This window comes from Desulforamulus putei DSM 12395 (genome assembly GCF_900129195.1).
GTDB classification, from domain to species: Bacteria; Bacillota; Desulfotomaculia; order Desulfotomaculales; family Desulfotomaculaceae; genus Desulfotomaculum; species Desulfotomaculum putei.
The window spans coordinates 88,697-114,904 of the sequence record NZ_FQUY01000008.1; the positions used below are offsets into that span (position 1 = coordinate 88,697).

The window sequence follows — 26,208 nt, forward strand, 5'->3', positions numbered from 1 at the left end:
TATTGTAATGGTCTAAATGCAATTCGTCAAGAGGCGCTTTGTACCATTATTTCTGTAGAACAGAACGGGTAAAAAATGTTATAATGAAAGACAGCATACAAACAATTTATCATCTAAAACAAAGAAAAAGGAATGTGGGAAGTGAAATTATTAAAGAAAGCAGTTGTCCATTCCATATCCAGAAAATCCTTCGGTAAAGCCTTTGACATTGCCTGCGGCAGCCGGTTCAGTAAACTATTCATAAAGCCTTATATTCGATTGTATAAGGTAAACCGCGACGAAATCCGTCATCCCAGCCAGTATAAAAGTTTGGCGGATTTCTTTGTAAGGGATATCTGCCCCACACTACGTCCCATTGCTCCCGGCGAAGATGTGGTTATCAGCCCCGTTGACGGAAAAATTGTGGATCTGGGCTTTGCAAAGGAACATAAAATTATTTTGGCTAAAAATAATACCTATTCTATCCCTGAACTGCTGTCTTACGAAGATGTGGAAGCCTTTCAGGACGGTTACTATTTAAACATTTATTTAAGCCCCAGAAATTATCACCGCATTCACATGCCCTTTTCAGCCAGAGCAATAAAACACCGCTATATCCCGGGTAAAGTATTCCCGGTTAACAACCTCGGGGTTTCCACCATCAAAGATTTGTTTGCTAAAAACAGGCGGACCTGCACTGTTTTTGAGACCGCGGCGGGTTGCAAATTCGCCCTCATTAAAGTGGGAGCCCTTGGGGTCGGTAAAATTGTATCCAGTTTTCAGGTGGGGCAGGAAATTACCAAGGGCGCTGAAATCGGTAGATTCGAGTTTGGTTCTACGGTTATTTTGTTTTTCGAAAAAAATTCTTTCCTGCCGGACAAACAATTAACTGCCAACATGGAAATAAAAATGGGGCAAAAAATCGGCACAATACGCATTCAGTAAATACAAAGACGGGGTAACAACCACCCCCGTCTTTGTGGTTTATATGGATTCATGCAATTCTTGTTCTGCCTGGATAATCTGATTTTTGGTCATACCCATTTTCAGCAGTCTTAAGGTAAGGGCCTCTGCCCACAGGTGACACTTTTCGTAAATTTTCCTATATTTTTTGGCCAGGTTTTTGTATCTTTTGGCCCGGTCCTCACTGTTTGACATTAAAATGCTTAAGATAAAACGGCCCTTAATGGTCTCATCCTGATTGAGGGTACGGTAATCCTTGCTTAAGAAATTAATAACATCCTGGTAATAGGCCTCAAATTCTTCATAGGATATCTCGGTTTCCATGTTCAAATATTCTTTCATTTGCTCAAAAAACTTTTCCATACTCTCCTATCCCCTTTTACAAACGATCTGCAGACCAGCTGCACCCTTTCTATTTTAAACGATTGTTTGCTTTCTGACCACCGTATTTTTGCACCCAAAAAATCTTTGAGATGTTTCACAATTTAATATAACCAAAATTGCCGCCTACAAAAGAAAAGGAGGCCGTAGCCCCCTTTTGTTTTAAACACTGATTTCTGCTTTGTTCTCTGCGCCTTTGGCCAGCAGGCTGTGGCTGCGACCGTAGACAGCGTAGACCCCAACACCGATAGCCAACCAGGCAACAAACATCTTCCAGGTCACCAGCGGCAAGCTGATCATCAGGTAGCCGCAGAAGAAGATGGCCAGAATAGGCACCAGCGGAACTGCCGGGCAGGTGAAGGCCCTGGGAACATTGGGGTGGGTCTTCCGCAGAATTAATACGGCGACGGAAACCAGAACAAAGGCGGTCAAAGTACCGATGTTAACCAGGTGTGCCAGTGTGCCAAGGGGAACCAGGGCGGAGATGGTGGCACAGGCCAGACCGGTAACCCAGGTGCTGGTATAAGGTGTCTTGTAAGCGGGGTGTACCTTTGAAAACACAGTGGGAATTAACCCGTCACGGCTCATGGCAAAGAATAAACGAACTTGTCCGTACAGCATAACCAGCAGAACGGTTGTCATACCGGTGATAGCGCCCAGGGAGATTAAACCGGCAAACCAATTCTGGCCGATAACATTCATGGCATAGGCCACCGGAGCAGCTACGTTCAGCTGGTTGTAGGGGACGATACCGGTAAGAATGGCGGACACCACAATGTATAAGAAAGTACAGATGGCCAGAGAACCAATAATGCCGATGGGCAAATCCTTCCTGGGGTTCTTGACCTCCTCAGCAGCGGTGGAAACTGCGTCAAAACCCAGGTACGCAAAGAAGATAGTGGCCGCACCGGTCATGACCCCACCGAAGCCAAAGGGCATGAAGGGTGTCCAGTTGGCAGGCTTCACATACCACACGCCTACGGCGATAAACACCAGTACCACGGCCACTTTTACAAAAACCATGATGTTGTTTACCCTGGCGCTTTCGCGAATGCCTCTGGATAACAGCCAGGTGATCAGAAGAATGATTAAAAATGCAGGTAAGTTAAAAACTGCACCCGGGGCGCTTCCGGGAGCGCCGGTTAATGCGGCGGGTAGTTTTAGTCCAAAACCGGCTAACAGGTTTTGGAAATAACCTGACCAACCAACACCCACTGCTGAAACCGCCAGGCCATATTCCAAAATTAAGTCCCAACCAATTAACCAGGCAACGACCTCACCTAAGGTAAAATAGCTATAGGAATATACACTACCTGCAATAGGAACGGTGGAAGCAAATTCTGCATAACATAAGGCCGCAAAGACGCAGGCTAAACCCGCAATAATAAAGGATAAAACCAGTGCCGGACCTGCATGTTCCGCTGCGGCAACGCCGGTCAGAACAAAGATTCCTGTACCAATAATGGCGCCGATACCTAACATGGTTAAATCAAGGGGACCCAGGACTCTGTTCAGTTGTTGTTTTTTGGATGATGATAAAAGCTCGTCCAACGACTTTTTGCGAAATAGGCTCATGACGATCCTCCCCTGGATGTTAATGTTTCGACTCCATTGTATATTTTTCGTCACAACATGTCAAAATATTTTTTAATCAATTGATCATTTTTTCGTGTACAAATATTGGACAATTATTCGGTAAACAGACAGTTTTCTGAGCAGTGCGTAAGGGAGCTGACATTTGGCTTTTTCCCCGGAGTCACTGCTGAATCCCTGCTTGCTGCATGCCAACCGTGCTTTCACGGGAAGACTGTTGATTAAAACTCACGACCGGTATGCCGACATCGTGACTTCTCTCACTTCTTTATGAGTTTCCTTGACTTTTTCTGGGTTCTCAGTTTAAACTCATACCATAGGGAGGTAGGGTAGTTTACCTATAAATAGGAGTTGATGGAATGTCGAATTTGAAAAACCAGGCAGAATTGCAACAAGAACTGCTGACCCGGTTAAAAAAAATTGAGGGTCAGGTTCGCGGGGTACAAAAAATGATTGCGGAAAACCGCAGTTGCAGTGACATTGTCATTCAACTGGCAGCCATTAAAGCTGCTGTCAACCGTGTTGGCTTTTCTGTTCTCGCCTGCCATCTGGCCGGCTCCATTGAGGAAAATATGAGCCAGGGCAGGGATCTCACTGCCTCGCTGGACGATTTCATGAGTGTATTTAAAAAATTCTCCTAGTAAACCTAAAGCCAGGGGTCCTGCACAAACTGCAAGACCCCTGGCTTTAAAAATTGTCAGCCCATTTTACCAGCGGCAGCTCAAAGTGGTGCGCAAAATATTCGTCGTTTGGCCGAATACGCAATGTATACCCGGAGGTTCCCCTGATGAGGACGATGTTTGTTTCATATTGATATACGTTGTCTGCCACCGCCTGGTTAAATCTCATGGGCATCAGTGTTACTTTATCTAGACCGTGATCGCTGACTTTCCCATAAACCACCTCTACCACAATATCCCGGGGTTGAACGGGACCTAAGAACACTTCCGCCTGAATAAATATCTCCGTGTTTTCTTTTAAAACCGGCGGCTGGTGGACGCGAATGGAACGGAAGGATATCTGATGCCAGTTTTCCGTTAAGAACTTTTTAAACTCCTGTATCTGGCCCGCCAGCCGGCACCGGTCCGCACTGAAGGCTTCCCCCCGCAGGGCTGCCTTGAGATAAAACCGCTGGGTATACTCCTTCACCATTCGCTCGGTGCTGAACTTCCAGGGAATGGTGGCCAAACAATCCTTCATCCGCCGCACCCATTCCCGGGGAATCCCCTCAACCCGCCGGTAATAATAGGGAACAATGACCTGTTCTAACAGGTCGAAAAGGGAGCTGGCATCTTCCCTGTCCTGCACTTCTTCATTTTCATAGTCCCTATCCGACCCAATGGCAAAACCGTTCTCGCCGTTGTAGGCCTCCGGCCACCAGCCGTCGAGGATACTGCAGTTGATGACTCCGTTCACTGCCGCCTTCTGGCCGCTGGTGCCGCTGGCCTCAAGGGGTCTGCGGGGTGTGTTTAACCATACATCCACTCCCTGCAGCAAGTGACGGGATACATTAATATCATAGTCTTCCACAAAAACGATCTTACCTCTGAAGGGTTCCTCCGAAGAAACATCATTGATCATCTTAATAAGATCCTGACCGGGCCGGTCCGCCGGGTGGGCCTTGCCGGCATAAATGATTTGCACCGGGCGCTCCGGGTTATTGACCAGACGCGCTAAGCGCTCTTTGTCCTTTAATAACAAGTAGGCCCGTTTATAGGTGGCAAAGCGCCGGGCAAAGCCAATGGTTAAAACATTTTTACTTAAATAACCGGCACACTCACGAATGAGTTCCAGGGGCTGAAAATTCCTGTCCATGCGGCGGTAAATATTGTTTTGCACGAACTTGATCATGCGGCCCTTGAGAATTTGGTGCGTTTCCCACAACTCCTGATCGGGAATGTCATATACCCTTTTCCACCGGCACGGATCGGAGATATTGTGCGTCCAGTCCTTACCGATATATTTTTCGAACAGGGCTCTCATTTCCGGGGCTACCCAGGTTTCCGTATGGATCCCGTTGGTTACCGAATGAATAGGGATCTCCTCCAAGGGAATAGACGGATATAAATGGGAAAACATTTTCTTTGTTACTTCACCGTGCAGTTTACTGACCCCGTTGGTGAAGGCAGCATGATTCAGAGCCAGTTTGGTCATATTAAATCCCTGGCGCCCTTGATCCCAGCCCAAAGCCAGAAAACCGTCACGGTCCGTTTTAATTTCTTCATATAAGTGCCCCAGGTAACGGTCGATCATTTCAGCGCTGAAAACATCGTGGCCGGCAGGCACCGGCGTATGGGTGGTAAAAATGGTGTTGGACCGGACAACTTCCCTGGCGGTAGGTAAAGACAGCCCGCTCTGAACATATTCCCTCAGTCGTTCCAGAATAATTAAGGCAGCATGACCTTCATTCATGTGCCAGGCCGTCGGGAAAATGCCCAGCTGCCTGAGTGCCTTTACCCCACCGATACCTAAAATAATTTCCTGGCAGATACGGGTGTCCTGATCTCCCCCGTAAAGTTTGGCCGTGAGAAGCCGGTCTTCCCGGCTGTTTTGCGTTAAATCCGTATCCAGGAAATAAATGACCGTCCGGCCCACCTGCAGCTGCCACACCTTCACAAAGACATCCCGTCCCGGCATGCGAACCGTGATGATGACATCCCCACCACCGGGCCGGGTGGCCGGTGAAATGGTCATTTCATTAAAATCCATGAAGAAATAATGGGCTTCCTGCCGGCCTTCCCGGTTAATGCGCTGACAAAAATAACCCTGTTTATAAAGAATGCCTACTCCCACAAAGGGCAACCCCAGGTCACTGGCCGATTTACAGTGGTCCCCGGCTAACAGCCCCAAGCCGCCGCTGTAAACCGGGTTGGACTCGTGCACCCCGAATTCTGCAGAAAAGTAGGCAACTAACTGATTAGTTTGTTCTGGGCAGGTCCTTTGGTACCAGGTTTCCCCCTGCATGTATGCATCAAAATCCGACATCACCCGACTGTAAATCTCCAGGTACTCCGGGTCTCCGGCGGCCTTTTGCAATTTATCAGCATCAACATAGAGTAAAAATTTAACGGGGTTATGATTAACTTCCTCCCAGAGAACAGCATCCATTCTGCTAAATAACAGCTCTGCCTCCGGATGCCAACTGAACCAGAGATTCCTGGCCAGTTCCTTTAACCGGTCTATGGCTTCAGGCAGTTCAGGGATCACGGACACGGTACGATAGGAATACATTGCCAACCTCCTTTTTCTCAGCTAAAATCACCGCACGGTTTATTACTATGAATTTGCCAAGGATTTTAACACATTTAGATAATTTTTAGTATATTTTATTTGTTAAATTTTTACTCATTCCTTTCGAACAATGTCTAACAAAAAAGAGCGGGTGTTCTAACCCGCTTTTTTGGCTTCTGCTTTGTATGGTTTTTCGTCTTTGCTCTTTTCCCGGGCCGAAACCACCAGCATCGCCCCGGCCAGGACCGCGGCGCCCCCCAGGATTTGCAGCCAGGTGAGCCTCTCCCGGAACAACAGGGCAGAAAACCCGATGGTGATCAGGGGTTCAATCATGCTTAAAATGGATGCCCTGGTGGAACCGATCAGCTCCAACCCCCGGAAGAAGGTAAAGATGGCCAGCACCGTGCAGCAGAGGGCTACCCCTGCTACAGCCAGCCATGCCTCGGTGGTCAAGTCAAACTTGAGGGTACCGGTGGCAAGGCCGATGATAAAAAGAGATACCGCAGCAAACAGGCAAATGAAGGCGCTGGTTACCAGGGCCGGGGACTTTTTCAACACCCTGTTACCCAGCACAATATAGCAGGAATAGACCAACCCGGCCCCCAGGGCCAGCAGGGTGCCGATCATGTTAATCTCCCCAAAGGAGGTTCCCAACACCAGGGTGAGGCCCGCCAGAGAAAGGGCAATGGAAAACATAATTTGTTTGGACAGTATTTCTTTGTCAACCAGTGAAGATGCAATGGCCACAAAAACTGGATAGATGTAAAAGATCAGCACAGCTAGGGAAGCCGGGATGAATTTTACGGACGAGAAGTACAGGTTGGATTGGAGTGTATAGATCACCCCGCCCATCAGCAGCAGGTATTTGACGCTGGACCTGTCAACTGAAATTTTTCTTTCTTTTATCAAGATATAAGCAAAAAAACATAGGGCTGCCAGGATAAACCGGAAAAACAACAGTGTGGTGACGGTTGCCCCTCCTTGATAGGCATATAACGCAAATATGGGGATCATACCAAAACCGGCAGCTGATAAAAAGATCAATACCACACCCAGATAAAATGCGTTCAACGGTTTCACCTGCTTTAGAATTTATAAATTTTATTCGGCTGACTGAACATTTACCGCTGTTCCACCGGTCACCGCCTGAAGTTGCTCAATGGTGATAGGCGGTATGCAGAAAACCGGGGCCTGCATCCCCGGTTGAACCTCATTCGAATCCAAATAAGAGTGACATTTCTAGAATTCTACAATGCCAACCTACTTCCTGCTTAAATGTAAGCCCTACTATTAAAACGATCCCTTGTGTTTTAAACGCTGCCCTGGGAATATTTCCTAGATAATTATGTAGATGAGGGACACAATCAAAGTGATAAACATATGATAAAAAAGCAACAAGGAAGGAATTAACTCTGCGCAATGTGGTTTACCATTTACTTCTTGAATTTAGCTTGAATATCAACGATTTCTGATTGTGTGCCGATGCGCACAGGGGGGCCCCAGGTGCCATAGCCCGAGGAAACAATGACTTGCAATTGTTCCTTGGCCAAATACCCGTAATCAACCTCGTAAAGCCTTTTGGTAATAAGCTGATTGGGAAAGAACTGTCCTCTATGGGTATGACCGGATAACTGCAGGTCAACTCCGGCAATCTTTGCTTCCTCCAGTGCAACCGGTTGGTGGTCCAATAAAATAATGGGTTTTTCTTTATGAACCCCTTCCAATAGGCTTGCTAAATTCTTACGTTTTCTGGACGCATCCTCTCTGCCAACCAGGTAAATACCTGCAATTTCTACAACTTCATCCCTTAGAATGGTAATGTTCGCTTCCTTAAAAATTTTTAAGCTTTCATTAAGGTTGCCAGTGTAGTATTCATGGTTACCCAATACACCGTAAACACCATATTTTGCTTTAATGTTTTTTAATGCTTCTTTTTCCTTGGAAAGTACATGAATATCCTTGTCATCAAAAATATCACCGGGCAGCACTACAAGATCGGGGTTTAAAAGGTTGATCTCGCGGACCATCTTTTCTACGTAACCTTCAGGTTTCGCATTGTCGATATGAATATCCGAAAGCATTACGATACGGAGGTCGGTGGCCAACTTCGGAATAGCAATTTCATAACGCTGCACCTTAATTTTGTTGGCTTTTACGGAGCCGTAAAGAATCACGAGAAAAATAAGTAAATAACAACCTGTGATGAAAGGTTTATTTTTGACCAGCAAACCCAGGACAGCAACAAAAGTGGCGTAATAAAAAAATACCATCCAGTAATTGCCGATGGGTTCAAACCCCTTGTAAACCAGCCTGCCTAAAACCGGTGAATAGGCCAAAACCAAGAAAACAACCCAAAAAGCTATTTTATTGGTCTTAAGGAGTTCATATAGTTGTCTTCCGATTAGCCAGTTAAGAAAGGTATAGATTATAAGAATTAAATAAAACCACAATCTCATGACAAACTCCTTTTCTATGTCTGATAAGACGCCTATATCCGCTCAATATATACTACGAAAAATAATTTGTCAAATAGAGAGCTATTCCCGGTTTCTTAGGCCGAGTTAAGCAACCACCTACGCGCACCAGCCATATTTGACCATTCCCATGCTGCAACAACCTGCAAAAGCAGCTGTTCTAAGGAGCAGCATTGCCTGAGTCTCAGCGCAAAAAAGAGTGGTTAAGCTATAGAACAGCGAAACCACTCTCTTTTACTTATACCGCTGCCCAGCCGCCGTCCACGTAATTGGTCTGGCCGTTTGGTGTAGCCGGAAGCATCCGAGGCGAGGTAGAGGATGCCGTCCAGTTCCCCGGCTTGCTCGGGTCTTCGCATAAAAAACTCGGCTCAATCTGAATGAACCGAGTTTTGGTACTATTTATATAGATATTACTACTCAGCCTTTTGCCTCATAAATTCTAAGACTTCCCGGTCTATAAATCCCTTTTGGCAAATCCGCTCGTCAAAGTTTTCAGTGAGATAAAATGTTTGTAAAGCCTGGTTAAAGGTTTCATCCATCACTCCGCTGACCGGGGTCTGATAACCCCATTTATTTAATAATTCCTGTATCTCAGTTACCAGCGCCCCTTCGATGGGAAGAATATCCTCCGGTCTGGTTTTATAGAAATATAGCTTGTAAAGTTTATGGATGCGCATTAACTCCTTGATAGGCTCCGGGTGGTCATCAACCCTGAGGTCAATATAGCGATCGTTATACCCGCCGTAGCCTCCCTTTTCTTTGGCCACGTAAAGGGCGGCGGATTGTTTGCCACGGCTGTCGCCTCCTGCCTGTTGCCCGGCGTCTAGGGCCGCCAGCAGCTTGGCTGCCAGATCCCCCTCGGTAGTTTTAAAGGTATCCGCCATGGCCTGCACAGTCGCCGCTCCCACCAGGATGTTACCCTGGCAGGCAAAGTTTTCCCCGCAGATATGCCCCGCCCAGGGGTAACATTCAGATCCGGTGAAGGATGCGGACGCGCCGTTGGCCGCTACGATGCCCACCTGGCGCAAATTGCGCCCCTCATCCTCAGCTGTTAGTTTATCAATTACTTCTCGGGGGGACAGTCCCTGTTCCAGTAACTTTAAGCCTTCGGTGCCGTATTTGGTATTGGCCCAGGACTGGGTGGCGATGGCGCCTACGCCTGCTTTCACCCAGGGCACAACGGAACCCACCGACAGAAATTTGGATTGTACTGCCACACCGATTTCCCCGGTGGCCGGGTCGTAACCGCAAATAGAGGATGTAAAAGGATACTCCGTCTACTGCCGAAACCATTCCATCCTCAGTAAAGAAGTACGTTTTTAAATTTTGTACATCCAGTAAAGGCTGTTTCACTAAACCACCTCTTATATTGGTCAGGACACCGCTTCCCCGTTGACTAGTGACCCATGGAGCGGAAGGCCGGCGGCTTCTCTTTAAATCCTTTGGTCTTGTAGGCAGAATAAACCAGGCCGATGGCCAGCCAGATAAGGCCTAGGGTTTTGGCCTCGGGCTGCAGGCTGATCCACACATAAAAAATGATGGCAAAACCACAGCCGGGCAGGAACAGATACTTGAACAGGGAGGCCAGGTCCCTCTGGTTCTGCCGGATGACGTAATGGGAGAATACCGATAGGTGCAGGAACAGGAACCCCGTTAAGGCCCCGAAGTTGACTAGGGAGGTTAATTTGTCCAGGGAAAGGGCAACCCCAATAGTGATGGAAACCACAGCCACCAGCAGGGTGCTGACATAGGGCGTCTGGAATTTGGGGTGAACCTTGCTAAGAACTGAAGGCATTAATTTATCCCGGGACATGCTGTAAAGCAGGCGGGAGATGGCTGCTTGGGCCACCAAGCCGTCCCCGATGCCCCAAGCCACGGCTGTGGCCAGAGCGCAAAGCATTTTTAACCAGGTCCCGCCGGCAGCTTCCGCCACCACGTAAAAGGCGGTATCGGGGTTATCGAAGGTTGTATGATCGGGCCAGACCAGACCTGCCAGGTAGGTCTGCAGTACAAACAGGCTGCCCACTAAAACCAGCGCGCTGACGGTGGCCTTCCCCACCATGCGCCTGGGATCTTTCGTTTCTTCGGCCAGGGTGCTGATGGCATCAAAGCCCAAAAAACTCAGAACCGCCAGGGAAGTGGCGGACATGACCATGTCCAGGCTGAACCCTTCCGGTTTCCAGATGGGAGCAACCGTAAAGGAGCCAGCTCCCACGCCCTTGAGGACAGCCACTAGGGCCACCACACAAAATACGATGAGGGTGAACACTTCAAAGACCAGCAGAGCAATGTTGGTCCTGGCAGTCATTTCAATACCCCGCAGGTTCACCGCGGTATTGATGATGACGAACAGAGCAATGTAGCCCCAGTAGGGCAAGATCGGAAACATTTCCTGCAGGGCAAAACCGGCCACCAGGTAGACTAGGGCCGGGGTTAAAATGTAGTCCAGCAGCATGGCCCAACCGGCAAAGAACCCCACATAGGGACTGATACCTCTGGACGCGTAGGAATATACAGAGCCGGCAATGGGAAAGGCCTGGGACATCCGGGCATAGCTCAGAGCGGTAAAAGCCATGGCAATGATGCCGATGATATAGGCCAGCGGCGCCATGCCGTTGGAGACTTCCGTTACATAGCCATAAATCCCAAAGGGCGCAATGGGAACCATGAAAACCATACCGTAAAACAGCAGGTCCTTAAAGGTCAGGGCTCTTTTGAGTTCCTGCTTATATCCAAACTCCTCAACAGTTCCGGAGCCGATAGGTCTTATTTCGGACATTGTTATTCTCCTCTCTTTTAATCGCCCATGATGTATACAAATATGAAAATATCAGAGACTACTTTTCATATTAACTAAATCCTTTAGAAGGCGTACGTCACCCCGAGTTTTTTCATGATCCGGCGGGGCATGGTAAAACGGGCAGTTTTCAGCGGGTCCACCACCTGGGAAATCTCGGCATTGCCGCAGGCGCTCATCAGCATCCCCGCTTCATTCAGTGACAAACCGGCCTCCTGTTGGAGCAGCTCCGCCATTTCTTTCACAGCCGTCTCCACCGCTTCGTCCAGTGAGCCGGCAGAGGCCAGAGTGGCCACCACATTTTCAGTTACCACCAGGGGGTTATTCAGCTTTTTACCCGCAGCCAATTCAACGGTAACATCCACTTCCCCGGCCACCTCAACACCGCTGACCATAATTTCCCCGTCGCCCATGGCAGCATGCAGGTCACCCATGGCCAGTAGGGCCCCGTCCACCTGGACTGGAAGATACAGGGTGCTTCCTGCGGCAATTAAGGTGGTGTCCATATTGCCGCCATGACGGTCGGGAGTGCCGCAGGGAACCGGCTCTCCGGCGGGTGCCACACCGATGACGCCGATCATGGGATTGAGGGGAATCTCCAGATCCTTAAACCTGGTCACACCGTTCTCCAGGGGTACCAGTAGAGTCTGACTCTCGGTGACCATTCCCCCCAGCACACCAGCCCCCGGGGCTGCCACCATGACACCCGGTGATTTGACTTTGATATCGCAAATATGCACCGCGATGACATCCCCTGCCTTGACTCCTTCCAGATAAACCGGTCCGGTGGCCGGGTTTACCCTCATAAAATCCAATGTCTCAACCGTGTCCCTTTCGCATTTGACCTGCCCCCCGAAGCAGTCCAGGGTTTCAAAGGTAAGCCTGGCTGGTAGCGCTACCCTGGCCACAGGAACGTTGTTTTTGTCCATGCTGTACACGGCATGTTGTCTTGAAATTTTCATTGGTCCAATGCTCACTCCTTTTTTGTATTGATTAGTTAGTATATTAAACGGGTTACTCCCTACCCGTTCCGGGTTTCGGAAATAACACCGGCCCCCTCAGCCTTAGAAAAGCTCAAAATATTCTTTTATTTCCCAATTACTGATGTGTCTTTGATATCGCTGCCATTCGGACATTCGCAGGGCCACATAATGGCGGATAAACTCCCGCCCCAGGTAAGCGCAAATCACCTGATCCCTTTGCAGTTCCTCCAGGGCTTCGGGCAGGGTTGCCGGTAACTTTACCAGATCGGTCTGCTCGTAGGGGTTCAGGCCGTCGCTGCAGGCGGGGGGTTCAATTTGGTTTTTAATGCCGTCCAGGGATGCTGCCAGGATGGCCGCTGCCGCCAGGTATGGATTGGTGTCGGCGGCGGGTAAACGGTTTTCCAAACGGGTATTTTCACCCCGGACATAGGGCACACGAATCATCGCACAGCGGTGCTCGTGTCCCCAGGAAGCATTGATGGGAGCAAAACTGTAAGGCTGCAATCGTTTGTAACTGTTTACGGTGGAGTTAACCACTCCGCAAATGGCCCTGGCATGACGCAACTGCCCCCCGATGGCCCAGCGACAGAGATCCGATAACCCGTCCTTTGCCTCTGGATCATGGAATACGTTTTGCCCCAAGGCATTGTAGAGAGAAAAATGGAAATGTCCCCCGCTGCCGCTGGCATCACATTTAGGTTTACCCATAAAGGTTGCCGTGTAACCCTTTTGGGTGAGAATTTCTTTGATAGATGAGCGGTAATATATCGCCATATCAGCGGCGGCCACCCCATTAAAGGGAGAATTGGTAATCTCAAACTGGCCGGGTCCGTACTCGGTATTGGCCACCTCCGGTCCTGCTCCAATTCCTTCCAGCCCCTGGATTATCGCGGTAAAAATATCTCCCACCTGGGCCTGGTTGACATCTGAAAAACAGTTAAACCCCTGCCAGGATGGTTCCAAGGAATCCCCCTGTTGACGGAAAACATAAAACTCAAATTCAAAGGCACCTTTCATGGTGAGCCCAACATCATTAAGCTGTTTAAGTAAGTTTTTTAACACCTGTCTGGGTGATACAGGAATTGGTTCACCCCCGGGTCGTACAATATCTGCAATCACCCTGGCAGTACCTGATACCCAGGGCAAAACCACAAATGTGGATAAATCAGGCTGCAGTAGCCAACTGGGGTAGCCTCCCTCATATCCATCGCCGGCACCGGTTACCAACTTGGCCGAGGTGTCCATGGAAAAAAGCGCCGACGGGTAATTAATCCCTTGCTCGGAGATGGATTGTAAAAACGCCTTTGCCGGTACATATCTGGAGCGTGTAATGTTGGTGTTATCCGTAAGAGTCACCCGTACGGTATGAATACGGTGTTCCTGAATCAAATGCCGGATATGTTGTACCAGTGTCTCTCTCATTTTTGCCTCCGTCCACCCAATATTTACAAATGTCTACCTATTGTAGCCATAGCAATTTTTGTGCCAATTATAAAGTGATAAAGAACTGACAAAACTTCGCACTTTCAAGGGTCAGAATTTTTTGTTTATTTTATTTTATGGGTTGTCTTATTGCATAACTGCAATTATAATCAAAGAATCCTAGTTTACTATGGACACTTATTTATCGCAAAATGTAAATTCCATTTGCATATTTGATAAATTACTGCTTAATGCCAGACTATCGGGGAGAAAAAATATGACTCACGGGGAAAATTTATTTAGCGAAGCCAGCTTGCCCTTTGCGGTTGCTGCCTCAAAGCAAATGGAATCGATCCTCCGATTAGCCAAACGGGTGGCCCCTTATCCTACCACCGTCTTAATTACCGGTGAAACCGGCGTGGGCAAAGAAGTGCTGGCCTCTTACATTCACAGAAACAGCAACCGGGCCAATCATCCCTTTGTAAAAATTAACTGCGGTGCAATTCCGGAAAGTTTGCTGGAATCGGAATTGTTTGGTTATGAACCCGGTGCTTTTACAGGCGCCCGCCGGGAAGGCGCTCTGGGTCTCTTTGAGGCTGCCAACCACGGGACCATTTTGCTGGACGAGATCAGCGAACTACCGCCCAAAGCCCAATCCAAACTTTTAAGGGCATTACAGGAACGAGAGATCCGGCGGGTGGGCGGCACCTGGTCGAAAACCGTTGATGTGCGGGTTATCTCCAGCACCAACGTGAATCTGAGGGAAATGATTGAAAGGGGCAGCTTTCGGCAGGATCTTTATTACCGCCTTCAGGTGGTACAAATTGAGATACCTCCATTGCGACAAAGAATACCCGATATAGAGGCTTTGCTGGATTATTATCTAACGAGATTGGGTGAAGAATTTCAGCTTAAAAAGACCTTTTCCCCGGAGGCCATAGGAATTCTTAAAAATTATCACTGGCCTGGCAACGTCAGAGAACTTCGCAACCTGGTGGAGTCCCTGCTGGTGACGGTTGAAAAAGATATGATTGAGGCAGCAGACCTGCCTGCCTATATGGGGTATACTCCGCCTCCTGCCGGGATGCGACCGTTAAAAGAAATTGTAGACCAGGCAGAAAGGAAAGCGATTAGGGAGGCCCTTTCCAGTTACAGCACTTACCGGGCCGCCGAGGTCCTGGGAATCAACTATACAACGTTAATGAGAAAAATAAACAAGCTGGGAATCCAGTACACCCATGCACCGCACGGTAAAAAATAAAATATTGTTCTTACACCTGGTAGTGCTATAATATGGAAAAGGGGGCTGGATTTTAATGGATGGCGCTGCTTCCGACAGACTGGAACGGATAGAAAATAAAGTGGCTCGCATGGAAAACAACATAAATCAGTTGACGGACACAGTTAAACGCACGGAAAACAATGTTAGTCAATTGACAGACGCTTTGGAAACGTACTGAAAACAATGTGAAACAACTGACAGAAGCTGTTAAACGTATAGAAAATAATGTGAATCAACACGAATTAAACAATCGATTAGATAACCTGGAAACAAGGTTTGATTGCCTGGAAGCGAAAGTAGATCACTTGGAAGAAAGGTTTGATCGCCTGGAAACAAAAATAGATAATTTGGAGATGAAATTGGTTCCTTACAAAAGGATGTGGATTACATAGAAGATCGGGTTCACCAACATGATAAGGATATATACAAGATAAAGAAGCTGATTATTGGTTAAAAAAAGAGCGATTTCTCGCTCTTCTAGTATTTTATAGACTTTACCCCTCGATATCCTCGGGGAACAGTTTATCTGTTTCGCCGCCTGTCATAATTCTTGAAGCAGCCCTGCGGTAGGCTTTGTCGATGATGTCTTTGGCATAACGGGTGTTTCCTAATTTACCAAGTTCATGTTGCCGGGAGAGAAAAATTGCCTGCAGCTTCTCTGCTGCCTCCCGGGTTATGGTCAATTGATAGTCCTCTGCCAATCTGACGGCCACTTCCATTAACTCCTCGGGTGTATAATCGGGAAACTCCAGCCGGAAGTTAATTTTAGGAGATACCTCGGCATCCGCTAAAAGTGCTGCCAGCTCCTCCCGGGTACCGGACAGGACGATCATGGTTTCCCTGGCGTCTAACATTACTTGTATGACTTCCTTCCCCAGGGCCAGAATATCAGGCACCTTATCGACGTAAACAATACCGCCCCGGGCTTTTTCTATCAAGCCGTTAACCCTTTGTATGGTTTCCTGCGAAGACTGCCCTGTCAAATCGGACTTGTGTACGCCAAAAAGCTGGTCTTTCCGCAGCACCTGCAACCGGTACAGCATCTCTCCCACCAGGCGTGCCAGCGCCACCTTGCCGGTACCGGGGTTGCCAATGAAAGCAAAGTTTACCGGTTTCCCGGAGAGTTCTCCTGCCCGGGCCGTCATGCCAATCTCCTTGACAATCCCCTTAAATTTTGTAAGCCCCGGTAATTCCTCCAGATCCTTCAGGGTTTCTTCGATGATATGGTTTGTCACTTTTATCCTCCTCCCGTTTGAAACCACCAATAAAAAAGGAAACATCCATTCTGCGTCTGTCTTCCCAGGTGTCCAAAAATATAAAAATGGCACGAATTTTATGATATTTTTCGCTCCAATGTTATTGTATCCTTTTTACGAGAAAAAATTTTTTAGGCATCCGCCATTACCAACTCCGAGACCATGAGGCCGGAAGTAACCGCACACTCCAATGACGGCCCCAGCCAGTAGTCCCCGCACAGATACACCAGTGGCCTGGCACAGGCTCCCCGGTATTTGGCCAATTCTTCATGCGTCCGGGCGGAAAGGAAGCCACCGCTTGCTGCCAGCGGTATTCCCTTCGATAAACAACCTGTTCCATAAAACCGCCATAGATGATGTCTATCCTGTTTACTATATTCTCTGCATCCTGCGGGTCAACAGGCAAGCGGCGGCTCATGATGACGCCGCAATCACGCCCCGCGGGAACCACCCCCTTGGCGGGTTCCCAGTAGGACACCCGGGGGTCGTGGAAACCTGCGGTCACCAGCATGTGGGGGTATCTCCGGGCTTTTACATTCTCATAGGGAGAATAACTTTTAATATAGTCTTAGTAGGTTTTGTCACGGGGTTGCCCCATTCATCATACTCGGTAACGGTGGATAGGTAGAAAAACTCACCCCCGTGCTCGGCCTCATATTGAACCGTGGGTTTTCTGAGCTGCAGCTCCCGCAAGGGGCTCTACAATTTCCCACACTTCTTGGACTACTTTTTTAACTTCCTGTAACTCCAATGAAGGTGGCTTATGGCGGGCCAACTGAAGATAATCATTGATGACCCTGCAGGCCCGGTGAGTCTCCTCAATAATAGCATCAGCCAATCGTGAATGTTCCGGCGCACATCTCTCCTTAAGCAATTGTGCCATTCCCCTTACCGCAGTCAAGGGATTTTTCACTTCATGGGCCATACCGGCGGCCATTTGCCCAACGATGGATAATTTTTCCCGGTTTTGTAAAATGTTATGGGCATTCTCCAATTCTATGTTACAGCGTTGCAGTTCCCTGTTAACCGCTTCTAATTCCAGGTTCTTTTGGGTAAGCTCTCGTTTCGCCATAATTAATTCATTGTTTAACCGCGTAAGTTCATCGAAAAATCTGCTGTCCGCAGCAATGCGTTTTTCAATCTCAAGGGAAAGATTCTTCAGGGCCATGCGAAGGTCGTTGGTATGTTCTTTATTAAATTGCAATCATCGCTGGAGGGAGTCCCAACGATAAAAACGTGATCGTTGTTGATGGCTCCCGAGAAATATAGCAGCTGTACCTTCCCGCCAATTTTTACATTTATTTCCCATTTAAAGGCTACCCCGGAATCCAGGATTAATTTTAAAAAATGGGACGCCTTGTTTTTCTATCCGAAAATAAAAAACCTACTACTTACCGGATTCAAGTTTAATAAAAGCATTTAATATGCTAAAATCTAGACACAGATCATTACGGGAACGACTCCGACTCAAGAGAACCGTCCCCGTGATTCCCCGTGATTCCCCGTGATTCTCGGCCTCTTTACTTTTGATTATAAGGACATGTTTATGACAAACCGCCAATCTGACTCAAGAATATGGGAATTGGATTTACTGCGGGGTACCGCCATCCTTCTGATGGTTCTTTTCCACATAATATTTGACTTAAACGAATTTTTTCAGGTCCCTATCCCTTATGCAGAAGGCCCTGTTTTTTACATTGGAAAGGCTGCGGCGTCCCTGTTTATTTTTGTGGCGGGGATTAGCTGTTCCCTGAGCAGAAACAATGTCAAACGAGGGGTCAAACTGATTGGGCTGGGTCTGTTGATAACCCTGGTTACGTCCCTGGTGGTGCCCGGTTCCAACATCATTTTCGGGATTCTTCACTTTTTAGGCACCGCTGTCCTTCTTTATGATTTTTTCAAACGCCTCAGGCCCGGCATTCTTCTGATCCTTGGAACAGCAGTCATTTGGGCGGGGCCCTGTTTCCAACAAATCACCATGCCTAATAGTTTACTGGCTCCCCTAGGCCTGCTGGGACCGGACTTTTATTCCGTTGATTATTACCCTCTTGTGCCGTGGCTGGGTTTGTTTCTCTACGGGGTGGCGGTGGGAAAAATGATATATAAGGAAAAGAAAAGCCTCTTTCCCGCTTTCCCTTTACGGCAAAACCTTATTAATACTCTGGGACGTCATTCCCTATCCATCTATCTGCTGCACCAGCCTGTGATTTTATTGCTTCTTTCCCTTATATATCGGTCTTTTCCTTTCAAAATGAATGCTTAAAAGGAGCGGTTTCCCACCCCTTTTTGCTTATATCGTTCAATTTATATGCTTGACCAGCTTAAAAACAGCAGGGCCTGTCTCTAATTAACCAAGCTCACCGATGGCCTGCATAACTCCCGATATGCTGGAGCTGGGCAAGATTTTATAGGGTTTCCCCTCTTTTTTACAGAGTTTTTTTACGCTGAGACAGGCATTGTGGCTATTGCAGTCAATGGGACAAAATACCACGTCACATCTTTTGATTTTATTCATTAATGCCCTTTCTCCACCCTTCATATAACCGTCCAGATATTCGAACCGGCAGCCGTGCTGCTCAATGATATTTTTATAGTGGGCCTTAAATTTGGTTATACCGCCAACCATTAAAACCCGCTTCATGCAGCAATTGCACTGGCCGCACGGGTTCAGGCAAGGGGCTTGCTTCGTTCCCCCAAGTTTTTTATTGGTTTTTGTTTCCGTTAAACGCATCAACACCCCTCCCTAAATGATAATGATAATCTTTATCATCTTTTGTTATTATACAAGCCGGTTGCACGATCTGTCAACCGGAACAGATATTGGAAATCTCAGGCCTGGTTAATACAGGGTAAGTATCTGGTTAGGTGACATGGTTTCTTTCAACCCATCGGCTCGGCAAACATGCCGGGCGAACAATAAAGGGCCAGGCCAAACAACAACCCGTTCACAGAGAGCCACTGCCAACCGGAAACCCCGTAACGCATGGCCAGGAACAGGGCATTAATAAAAAACAACCCCAGATAGTGATACTGAAAATCCACTAAAAAGGACAGCACCCCCCAGATCAGAACAAAATCCAGGATGGTTGAAAGATCTTTGCACCCTTTGACACCGGCCGTCCGGTAGTAGTCTTCAATCTTAAAGCTGTACAAAACGGCTGCAGCAGCGATGATTCCCTGCCCCTGTGATATAGAATTGAATTGCACAAGAAGCACCCCGATGAACAGGCCGGTACAGACCAGCCACTTGCGCAGCCTGGCGATGAAAAGTTCCACTTCCAACAGGTTGATTTCTTGAATGTTGAAGTAATTCGGGATAACATGATCAAAACCCCTTTGATCGTCAATGGTTGAACATGCATTCAGCAGGTAACTAACCGGAAATCATAACTTCGGGTTTGCTCTTGATAATACCGGTAAAAACATTTACCATCACGGGATCAAACTGACCGCCGGCCCCTTGCTCCAATTCCCGGACAGCGGTTTCCAGTGGCAGTGCCCCGCGGTAAGCTCTTTGCGAGGTCATGGCATCCCAGGCGTCCGCAATGCTGACCAACCGCGCAGTGTAAGGGATGGCCTCCCCCTTCAGTCCCTTGGGATAACCGCTGCCGTCATAGCGTTCATGATGGTAAAGGACGACATTGAGCGCTTCCTTGAGAAAGTCTATGGGCGCCAGGATATGGGCGCCAATGGTGGGATGTTCTTTTATGGTTTGAAATTCATCCGGCGATAAGCGGCCCGGCTTGTTGAGGATGAATTCCGGCACACCGATTTTGCCAATGTCATGCAAAATGGCGCCGAAATGAATATGGGTCAGTTCCTCGGAGGACAGGCCCAGCCCCTCTCCCAGGGCCACTGCATACCTGGCTACATTGCGGGAGTGATTGCGGGTGTATGTATCTTTGGCATCGATGGCCGATGTCAGGGCGGAGATGCTCTTTAGATAAACATCCCTTCTGCCGTACTCTATTTTCATCCGGGTGTTGTCCAGGATGAGCGCCGCTTGACCGGCGAAGGACAAGACCGAGCTCCGGTCGGTGTCGGTGTATTCAATCCGGTGAGTATCCTGACCATGGTGCCGGTGCATCAAGATGAGAACACCGATGACCAGGCTGTTTACCTGTAACGGTACCGCCATCAGGGAGCGCAGGAAGGCGTCCCTTTGGCGCAGCGGTTTAAAGGCAGCATGGTTACTGGTGAATTCCACCACCCGGGAAGAAAAGCACCCCCGCACCAGACAGGTATTGTTCTGTAAATACTCTTTAACGGCCGGCTCGAACTGCCCTCTGGCTGCAATGACCTCCAATCTGTCGCACACCCGGGGAGCCAATGCAATAAAGCCCGCTTCACTGTTCGTAATTTTCATGGCCATGTCCAAGATGGCTTCAACGGTGCCTTCAAAGTCATAGGTTTTGATCAGGTCTGTCAACACCCCGTGTAAGAAACTAATTTCCTTCACTTTCTTACGAAGCATCCTGTTGATGGCAAGGAGTTCTTCGTTCTGCTGTTCCAGCTGTTCAATGCGTAATTGCATGGCCGCCTGTTCAAAGTGCCGGTTCTTTCCCATATATAAAGAAGACATTGGATCACCTCATCCATTTCTGCTTTATCTAATTACTAAAATTTCATCATGAAAATGATTATCATTATCATTATCTTAAATGTTGGCAATCTTTTTGTCAATAAGTAGTTACAGTACCAGGATTCGCTAACCCCAAAAGAAGAAATTTCCTACTTCCGGTTAATCAGGCCAGTAGGGTATAATTAAACCATCCTATTCTTGATGCGGGTATCCGCATCTAAAGAATCAATCATCCCGGAGTTATTTTAATGAAGAAAAAAGTTACCTTATCTTACTCGTTGTGGTAATCATTCTCCTGATTGTCCTGTGGCGCACAGGAACCTTTGATATCTTGCAATCAATTCCTTTCGGGGACAGCACTGCCACTGCCGGGCTGCTGGCAAAGGCCGGTACTGCCGCCATTGTTATCAGTATCCTCCTGAATGTGCTGATCAGTGTGCTGGGGGTTGTCCCTTCGGTTTTTTTAACAGGGGCCAACATCCTGGTTTTCGGCCTCTGGGGCGGTTTTTTTGTCTCCTGGGCCGGGGAGATTGTCGGGGCGGTTGTGTCCTTTCTGTTGTACAGGTGGGGGGTTCAATCCGTTGCCAAAATCCCCACCGGGCACTGGAAACTTTTCAGGACCGTTAATTCCCTGCCGGGTCTGCGACAGATCTATTTTCTCACGGTTCTCCGGATGGCCCCCTTTATTCCCTCGGGCATTATCAACCTGTTGGGGGCGGTAACATCCGTTTCCCTGTTTCATTTTTTAATCACTACAGCCCTTGGCAAGTTTCCGGCCCTATTGTTGGAAACGGCCTTTAGTTATAATGTCATTACCCTGGGCAAGAATTATATTTATCTTGTCATAAGTATGATTGTTGCCGTACTGCTGTATTGGGGAATAAAAAAAGAGCTGCAAAGGCTCGGACAGCAGCAGTAGCGGACCTCCCGACATTTGCTTTCCTAAAACCATATTATGCCAGGGGTCGTTATGACGTTCTTGGAGGTTCTCTGCGCCTGCCGATTTCCTTCCTTACCTGTCTCAATTGGATCGTCATGCCGGTAAGTTATTCAGGCATATTTTTGTATTGAATGCAAATAATAGGTGCATGATCAGACGCTTTCTTATCTACGGACTATTAGGCTGGTTAATGGAGGTTATGTGGACAGGATTTCTGTCTGCCCTGGACGGGGACTGGCGTTTGACCTCCACCACCTATCTCTGGATGTTCCCCATTTACGGACTGGCAATCCTCTTGGAACCGGTCCATAACGTCATCCGTCCTTGGACCTGGTGGCTGCGGGGGATGGTCTGGGTGGTGACCATCTGGTTCATAGAAGCCGGCAGCGGCCTGTTGATTAAGGCTGTCACCGGCGCCATTCCCTGGGACTACACCGGGCAGACACCCTTGCAGATTGCCGGGGTGATTCGCCTGGATATGGCTCCCCTGTGGTTTGGGGTGGGCCTCCTCTTTGAGCGGCTGCACGATTACCTGGTGGAAGTGGTCGGCATTCGTTAACAAAAAGTCCTGGTACTTTGCCCGGAGTATAAAAGAAACCCGGATTCCTTCTTCCGGGTTTCCTGCTTTCTTTTAACCTAATTCTTTAATGCGGGATAAAATTTGATCCGGCGTATAACCGGCTGCATCAATAACCGGTGCTTTGGTTGAGATGCCCTGCATGTTCATGGTGTTGTTATCCAAGCCGTTGATAACAACCGCCATTACATTTTCCCCACTGCCGGGTTTAACAACTTTATAGCCCTGGTTCTTTAACAGTTGGCTTAAATCATCCAGACCAGGTACGATGGCCACTTTTTTCGCCACTGAAAAACACCTCCTGTCGTCCTTTAGTATGGCCGGGGGAGGCGTTATTTATTAACAGATTGATCCGTCATGGCCCCTTTACCTTTGTCAACACATGAAAGAACTCCTGATTTTCATACCCCAACCGCCAGAAGGCCAACCTTGCCAATTATATTTCTTCACCAGTTCTGCCTTCAGTGCTGCGCTTTGCGGGTCCTCAAACCAAACCTCATGCTGTTTTTCTTCTTCCAACAGGTCAGGTCTTGCCTGCGGGTGAACCCTCCTGTATAATTATTATCGCATACCAATATCGAGGTGTAATATATGCTGAGAGAACTTTTCCTTGGTTTTATCCGGGTACACATTCTTTATCATGCTTCTTTAAACCCGGTTTACGGGCTGGAACTGATGGAAGAACTGGCCAGGCACGGCTACCCCGTGGGGCCCGGCACCATGTACCCTATTTTGAACAAGCTTGAAGAAAACGGGCTTTTGGTATCGGAAAAAATCAACGTGGAAGGCAAGCTTCGAAAGTACTACAGGATCACGGAAGCCGGCGGTGAGGTGCTGGCGGAGGCCAAAGAAAAAATCCGGGAGCTGGCCCGGGAAGTTTTGGAGGAACGGTAGAAAATGCTCTTTACGTTTCAGAACATCACCTATACCCTAGGCACCGGCCCGGCACGTCAAATTACCGTATCCGGCTCGGTTTCCGAGGGAGGTGTCCTGGTGGTACGGGGCCCCTCCGGAGCCGGAAAAACCACGTTGCTGAGGGTTTTGGCAAGACTGCAACCCTGTGACGGCGGGGAGGTTTTTTTGCAAGGGGAAAGCTGGCAGCACATTCCGTCCCCCCTCTGGCGGGTCGGCGTGCATTATCTGGCCCAGAAGCCGGCCCTTTTTGACGGGACGGTGGCGGATAACCTGGCCAAACCCTTTGAGACAAGGGTAGGCAGTAAACATAGATTTGATCCCGGCCGGGCCAAAGCCTTGATGCAGGAGCTTCTTCTGGACGCACACCAATGGGAGCAGGATTCTCGAACCCTGTCCGGCGGCGAGGCTGCCCGGGTTGCCTTTATCAGGGCGCTTCTTATTGAGCCAAAGGTGATGCTGCTGGATGAACCCACCGCCGCCCTGGATGGACGGGCCAGGGCGGCCTTTTACAGGACACTGTCCCGCTGGCTGACTTCTCCGGGCCACGCCGCGCTGCTGGTATCCCATAACAATGATTATCAAGGGCTGGACCGGGTTTCTTTTGTGGACATAGACCCCATACAAGGAGATGTATAACATGGAAAACGCCACCATCCCCATTTCCAACCTGCAACTGGCATTTACCGTGGTGCTGGTCTTGATTACCGGGGCGATTTCCTCCCTTTTGAAACTGGGTCTGTTGAAATCCTTACTCTGGGGAACCCTACGTACCTTCGTGCAGCTTACGTTGGTGGGCTATGCCCTGACCTATGTTTTTAAAATCAATAACCTGTGGTTCATTATCGCCATCATTACCCTGATGTGTTATATTGCTTCTAAAACGGCGGTAAAAAGAACGCCAAACGTCCCCAATTACCCGTCTTTTTTGGCCTTTATCTCCCTTTTGGCCAGCACCTATCTGGTGGGTTCCATTGTAACCATATTAATCATCTCTCCCGAGCCCTGGTATTCCGCCAGAATTGTCATTCCTATTTTCGGGATGATCCTGGGCAACTCCATGAACGGCATTGCCCTCTCCCTGGACCGCCTCTATGCCGAAGCCAGATCCCGCTCGGCTGAAATCGAGGCCATGCTGACCTTCGGGGCAACCCCCTGGGAGGCCATCCGCAGCAGTGTCCGGGAGGCGGTAAGGGCCGGCATGACACCCACCATTAACTCTTTAATGGTGGTGGGCCTGGTCAGTTTACCGGGAATGATGACGGGTCAGATTCTCGGCGGCGCCGACCCCAACGAGGCCGTTCGTTATCAAATTGTGGTCATGCTGATGGTTGCCGCCGCTGTGGCCATCGGCTGCCTGATCCTGGTGGGACTTTCTTATAAAAAACTGTTTAATGAAGACGGGGCTTTACAACCCTTTGTTCGGCAGAGTAAGACATAACCCGAAAACACTCCCGGCTGTGGAGTGTTGTTTTATCCCGTGCCCTTTTCCGTCAAGGCAGGTATGGGGGGGCCGGCGGGAGGAAACGGTGTAGAGATCTCCATAGCCGGTAACGATGGACTAGGATGTAATGAAGGATTGACAGGAACAAAAAACTGCTTTATCATATAAGTAACAGTTTTATTTCCTAAAGGGGAGTAGCTTTAACAGCAAAGTCGTCATGACGGGTTATCTGCCCCGGCTTTGTTGGCAACGGTTACGTTGTTAGCAAGACCTTTACCTCTTCTGGTAAAGGTCTTTTTTATTGCAGCAACCTTTACCTGAATTTGGTATAGGTTGCTTCTCCTTTTTAGGAAAGAATAGCTTTAGAAAAATAGGAGGGACGTAGATATGGAACTGTTTTCCGCAGAATTTTTCTCAGCGTTACTGGCAATTATCATTATCGATCTGGTTCTGGCCGGTGACAATGCCATTGTGATCGGACTCGCTGCCAGGAATCTGCCCAGGGATCACCAGAGACAAGTCATTGTTTGGGGTACGGTGGGCGCTGTTGTGGTTAGAGCCATCGCTACTCTGGCGATTGTGTGGCTGCTTAAGATACCGGGTTTATTGTTAGTCGGGGGGCTGCTCCTTATTTGGATAGCTTACAAATTATTAACGGAAGATAAAAATCATGATCATATGAAGGCCCACGACACTCGCTGGGAAGCCATTAGAACCATTATCATCGCCGATGCGGTGATGGGGCTGGATAACGTGCTGGCAGTGGCCGGTTCGGCCCATGGGAGCTTCTTACTGGTAATCCTCGGCTTGCTCATCAGTGTTCCCATCATGGTTTGGGGAAGTACCTTCATTCTAAAATGGATGGAACGTTTCCCAATTATCATCTATATCGGAGCGGGGGTTATTGCCTTAACTGCTGCTAAGATGATTGCTGATGAGCCCTTGCTGAAAACTTTCTTTACCAATACCCCTCCGCTAAAATATGTTCTTATGCTGGTTGTGGTGGGCGGTGTTTTACTTGCAGGAAGAGCAAAAAACCGGCGAAGAGACATCTCCTGTCAACAATCCTGATTTAATTCTTTTATAGACCCCCATGCCGCTGACGCGGCACCAGCAGAAGGATGAAAATGGTGCTGTGAAGAATCTTTATTCTACGGCTGGCGAAGGGAGGTCGTTGTACCTTGGTGCTGCGAGCCCGTCTTATAGACAGACCCCAACGACCAGGTGCACCACAGATTGTTGCCCCCTTTTGGGGAAGCACGCAGGATAGAATAACCACATATGGTTGTTGCACCAGCCCTTCAATTTAACTGCCGTAGAGGAAGAAAGAACACATGGAAGTTGTGTACACCCATTGCTGCGGGCTTGACGTTCATAAGAAGAACGTAGTGG

At 48.4% G+C, this 26,208-nt stretch carries 27 protein-coding genes; 10 read left to right on the forward strand and 17 right to left on the reverse strand.

The features are described from left to right. The first annotated feature begins 141 nt into the window (after nt 1-141). On the forward strand, nt 142-924 hold the full coding sequence (gene asd / locus BUB67_RS07290; protein WP_200798143.1) for an archaetidylserine decarboxylase: 783 nt from the start codon (nt 142-144) through the stop codon (nt 922-924). A gap of 39 nt (nt 925-963) precedes the next feature. Here asd and BUB67_RS07295 read toward each other — a convergent pair whose 3' ends face one another. Further along, the gene (locus tag BUB67_RS07295) at nt 964-1,305 is read right to left on the reverse strand and encodes a hypothetical protein (protein WP_073238017.1); all 342 of its coding nucleotides are present in this window, start codon (nt 1,303-1,305) and stop codon (nt 964-966) included. A gap of 180 nt (nt 1,306-1,485) precedes the next feature. Next, a complete protein-coding gene (locus BUB67_RS07300; protein ID WP_073238019.1) occupies nt 1,486-2,898 on the reverse strand; it encodes a branched-chain amino acid transporter BcaP in 1,413 nt (470 codons plus the stop codon). Between the two features lie 377 nt (nt 2,899-3,275). On the opposite strand from BUB67_RS07300, the gene BUB67_RS07305 reads away from it, so the two are divergent. Further along, nucleotides 3,276-3,557, forward strand: coding sequence for a metal-sensitive transcriptional regulator (locus BUB67_RS07305; protein WP_073238021.1), 282 nt, complete (start codon nt 3,276-3,278; stop codon nt 3,555-3,557). Nucleotides 3,558-3,603: 46 nt separating this feature from the next. On the opposite strand, the gene glgP is transcribed toward BUB67_RS07305, so the two are convergent. The 8 genes from glgP to BUB67_RS07345 all read right to left on the reverse strand — a co-directional run bounded on the left by glgP (nt 3,604) and on the right by BUB67_RS07345 (nt 13,823). Then, complete coding sequence (gene glgP / locus BUB67_RS07310) at nt 3,604-6,147, reverse strand: alpha-glucan family phosphorylase (RefSeq protein ID WP_073238023.1); 2,544 nt, start codon at nt 6,145-6,147, stop codon at nt 3,604-3,606. A gap of 156 nt (nt 6,148-6,303) precedes the next feature. Continuing rightward, nucleotides 6,304-7,218, reverse strand: a complete 915-nt coding sequence (locus tag BUB67_RS07315; protein ID WP_073238025.1) for a DMT family transporter — start codon at nt 7,216-7,218, stop codon at nt 6,304-6,306. Nucleotides 7,219-7,580: 362 nt separating this feature from the next. Then, complete coding sequence (locus BUB67_RS07320; RefSeq protein WP_073238027.1) at nt 7,581-8,603, reverse strand: metallophosphoesterase; 1,023 nt, start codon at nt 8,601-8,603, stop codon at nt 7,581-7,583. A gap of 221 nt (nt 8,604-8,824) precedes the next feature. After that, on the reverse strand, nt 8,825-8,977 hold the full coding sequence (locus BUB67_RS16385; protein WP_159431817.1) for a hypothetical protein: 153 nt from the start codon (nt 8,975-8,977) through the stop codon (nt 8,825-8,827). A 57-nt stretch (nt 8,978-9,034) separates the two neighbouring features. Then, nucleotides 9,035-9,874, reverse strand: coding sequence for a DUF1028 domain-containing protein (locus tag BUB67_RS07325; RefSeq protein ID WP_073238030.1), 840 nt, complete (start codon nt 9,872-9,874; stop codon nt 9,035-9,037). Between the two features lie 143 nt (nt 9,875-10,017). Next, the gene (locus tag BUB67_RS07335; protein ID WP_073238033.1) at nt 10,018-11,400 is read right to left on the reverse strand and encodes an APC family permease; all 1,383 of its coding nucleotides are present in this window, start codon (nt 11,398-11,400) and stop codon (nt 10,018-10,020) included. An 83-nt stretch (nt 11,401-11,483) separates the two neighbouring features. Beyond that, nucleotides 11,484-12,380 carry an acetamidase/formamidase family protein gene (locus tag BUB67_RS07340; protein WP_073238035.1) on the reverse strand — a complete coding sequence of 299 codons (897 nt, stop codon included), beginning with the start codon at nt 12,378-12,380 and terminating at the stop codon, nt 11,484-11,486. A gap of 102 nt (nt 12,381-12,482) precedes the next feature. Then, complete coding sequence (locus BUB67_RS07345; RefSeq protein WP_073238037.1) at nt 12,483-13,823, reverse strand: glutamine synthetase family protein; 1,341 nt, start codon at nt 13,821-13,823, stop codon at nt 12,483-12,485. 277 nt (nt 13,824-14,100) lie between these two features. Between BUB67_RS07345 and BUB67_RS07350 the strand changes: the two genes are divergently transcribed. Then, on the forward strand, nt 14,101-15,084 hold the full coding sequence (locus BUB67_RS07350) for a sigma-54 interaction domain-containing protein (protein WP_073238039.1): 984 nt from the start codon (nt 14,101-14,103) through the stop codon (nt 15,082-15,084). A gap of 515 nt (nt 15,085-15,599) precedes the next feature. On the opposite strand, the gene BUB67_RS07360 is transcribed toward BUB67_RS07350, so the two are convergent. From BUB67_RS07360 to BUB67_RS17185, 3 genes are all read right to left on the reverse strand, one after another. Further along, nucleotides 15,600-16,340, reverse strand: coding sequence for an AAA family ATPase (locus tag BUB67_RS07360; RefSeq protein ID WP_073238043.1), 741 nt, complete (start codon nt 16,338-16,340; stop codon nt 15,600-15,602). Nucleotides 16,341-16,506: 166 nt separating this feature from the next. Beyond that, entirely contained in the window at nt 16,507-16,923 is a 417-nt protein-coding gene (locus BUB67_RS15975; protein WP_238456985.1) for a prolyl oligopeptidase family serine peptidase, read from the reverse strand. 90 nt (nt 16,924-17,013) lie between these two features. After that, nucleotides 17,014-17,565 (reverse strand): histidine kinase dimerization/phospho-acceptor domain-containing protein, encoded by a 552-nt coding sequence (locus tag BUB67_RS17185; RefSeq protein WP_073238045.1) that lies wholly within the window; start codon nt 17,563-17,565, stop codon nt 17,014-17,016. Between the two features lie 342 nt (nt 17,566-17,907). Between BUB67_RS17185 and BUB67_RS07375 the strand changes: the two genes are divergently transcribed. Then, the gene (locus BUB67_RS07375) at nt 17,908-18,624 is read left to right on the forward strand and encodes a heparan-alpha-glucosaminide N-acetyltransferase (protein ID WP_073238115.1); all 717 of its coding nucleotides are present in this window, start codon (nt 17,908-17,910) and stop codon (nt 18,622-18,624) included. An 84-nt stretch (nt 18,625-18,708) separates the two neighbouring features. Here the strand turns inward: BUB67_RS07375 and BUB67_RS07380 are convergent, their stop codons facing one another. From BUB67_RS07380 to BUB67_RS07390, 3 genes are all read right to left on the reverse strand, one after another. Beyond that, a complete protein-coding gene (locus BUB67_RS07380; RefSeq protein WP_073238047.1) occupies nt 18,709-19,092 on the reverse strand; it encodes a DUF2325 domain-containing protein in 384 nt (127 codons plus the stop codon). Nucleotides 19,093-19,241: 149 nt separating this feature from the next. Further along, nucleotides 19,242-19,643, reverse strand: coding sequence for a hypothetical protein (locus BUB67_RS07385; protein WP_073238049.1), 402 nt, complete (start codon nt 19,641-19,643; stop codon nt 19,242-19,244). A gap of 91 nt (nt 19,644-19,734) precedes the next feature. Further along, complete coding sequence (locus tag BUB67_RS07390) at nt 19,735-20,943, reverse strand: HD-GYP domain-containing protein (protein ID WP_073238051.1); 1,209 nt, start codon at nt 20,941-20,943, stop codon at nt 19,735-19,737. 331 nt (nt 20,944-21,274) lie between these two features. Here BUB67_RS07390 and BUB67_RS07395 point away from each other — a divergent pair, with 331 nt between their 5' ends. Next, complete coding sequence (locus tag BUB67_RS07395) at nt 21,275-21,862, forward strand: TVP38/TMEM64 family protein (RefSeq protein WP_238456983.1); 588 nt, start codon at nt 21,275-21,277, stop codon at nt 21,860-21,862. A gap of 169 nt (nt 21,863-22,031) precedes the next feature. Continuing rightward, nucleotides 22,032-22,442 carry a putative ABC transporter permease gene (locus BUB67_RS07400; protein WP_073238054.1) on the forward strand — a complete coding sequence of 137 codons (411 nt, stop codon included), beginning with the start codon at nt 22,032-22,034 and terminating at the stop codon, nt 22,440-22,442. Between the two features lie 72 nt (nt 22,443-22,514). On the opposite strand, the gene BUB67_RS07405 is transcribed toward BUB67_RS07400, so the two are convergent. After that, nucleotides 22,515-22,748, reverse strand: a complete 234-nt coding sequence (locus BUB67_RS07405) for a YkuS family protein (protein ID WP_073238057.1) — start codon at nt 22,746-22,748, stop codon at nt 22,515-22,517. Between the two features lie 303 nt (nt 22,749-23,051). On the opposite strand from BUB67_RS07405, the gene BUB67_RS07410 reads away from it, so the two are divergent. The 4 genes from BUB67_RS07410 (at nt 23,052) to BUB67_RS07425 (ending at nt 25,887) form a co-directional block, all read left to right on the forward strand. Beyond that, nucleotides 23,052-23,354 carry a PadR family transcriptional regulator gene (locus BUB67_RS07410; RefSeq protein ID WP_073238060.1) on the forward strand — a complete coding sequence of 101 codons (303 nt, stop codon included), beginning with the start codon at nt 23,052-23,054 and terminating at the stop codon, nt 23,352-23,354. A gap of 3 nt (nt 23,355-23,357) precedes the next feature. Further along, nucleotides 23,358-24,011: an ABC transporter ATP-binding protein gene (locus BUB67_RS07415; protein WP_073238063.1), complete on the forward strand. Its 654-nt coding sequence runs from the start codon at nt 23,358-23,360 to the stop codon at nt 24,009-24,011. A 1-nt stretch (nt 24,012) separates the two neighbouring features. Next, nucleotides 24,013-24,813, forward strand: coding sequence for an ABC transporter permease (locus BUB67_RS07420; protein ID WP_073238066.1), 801 nt, complete (start codon nt 24,013-24,015; stop codon nt 24,811-24,813). Nucleotides 24,814-25,203: 390 nt separating this feature from the next. Continuing rightward, nucleotides 25,204-25,887, forward strand: a complete 684-nt coding sequence (locus BUB67_RS07425) for a TerC family protein (RefSeq protein ID WP_073238069.1) — start codon at nt 25,204-25,206, stop codon at nt 25,885-25,887. The last annotated feature ends 321 nt before the right edge of the window (nt 25,888-26,208 follow it).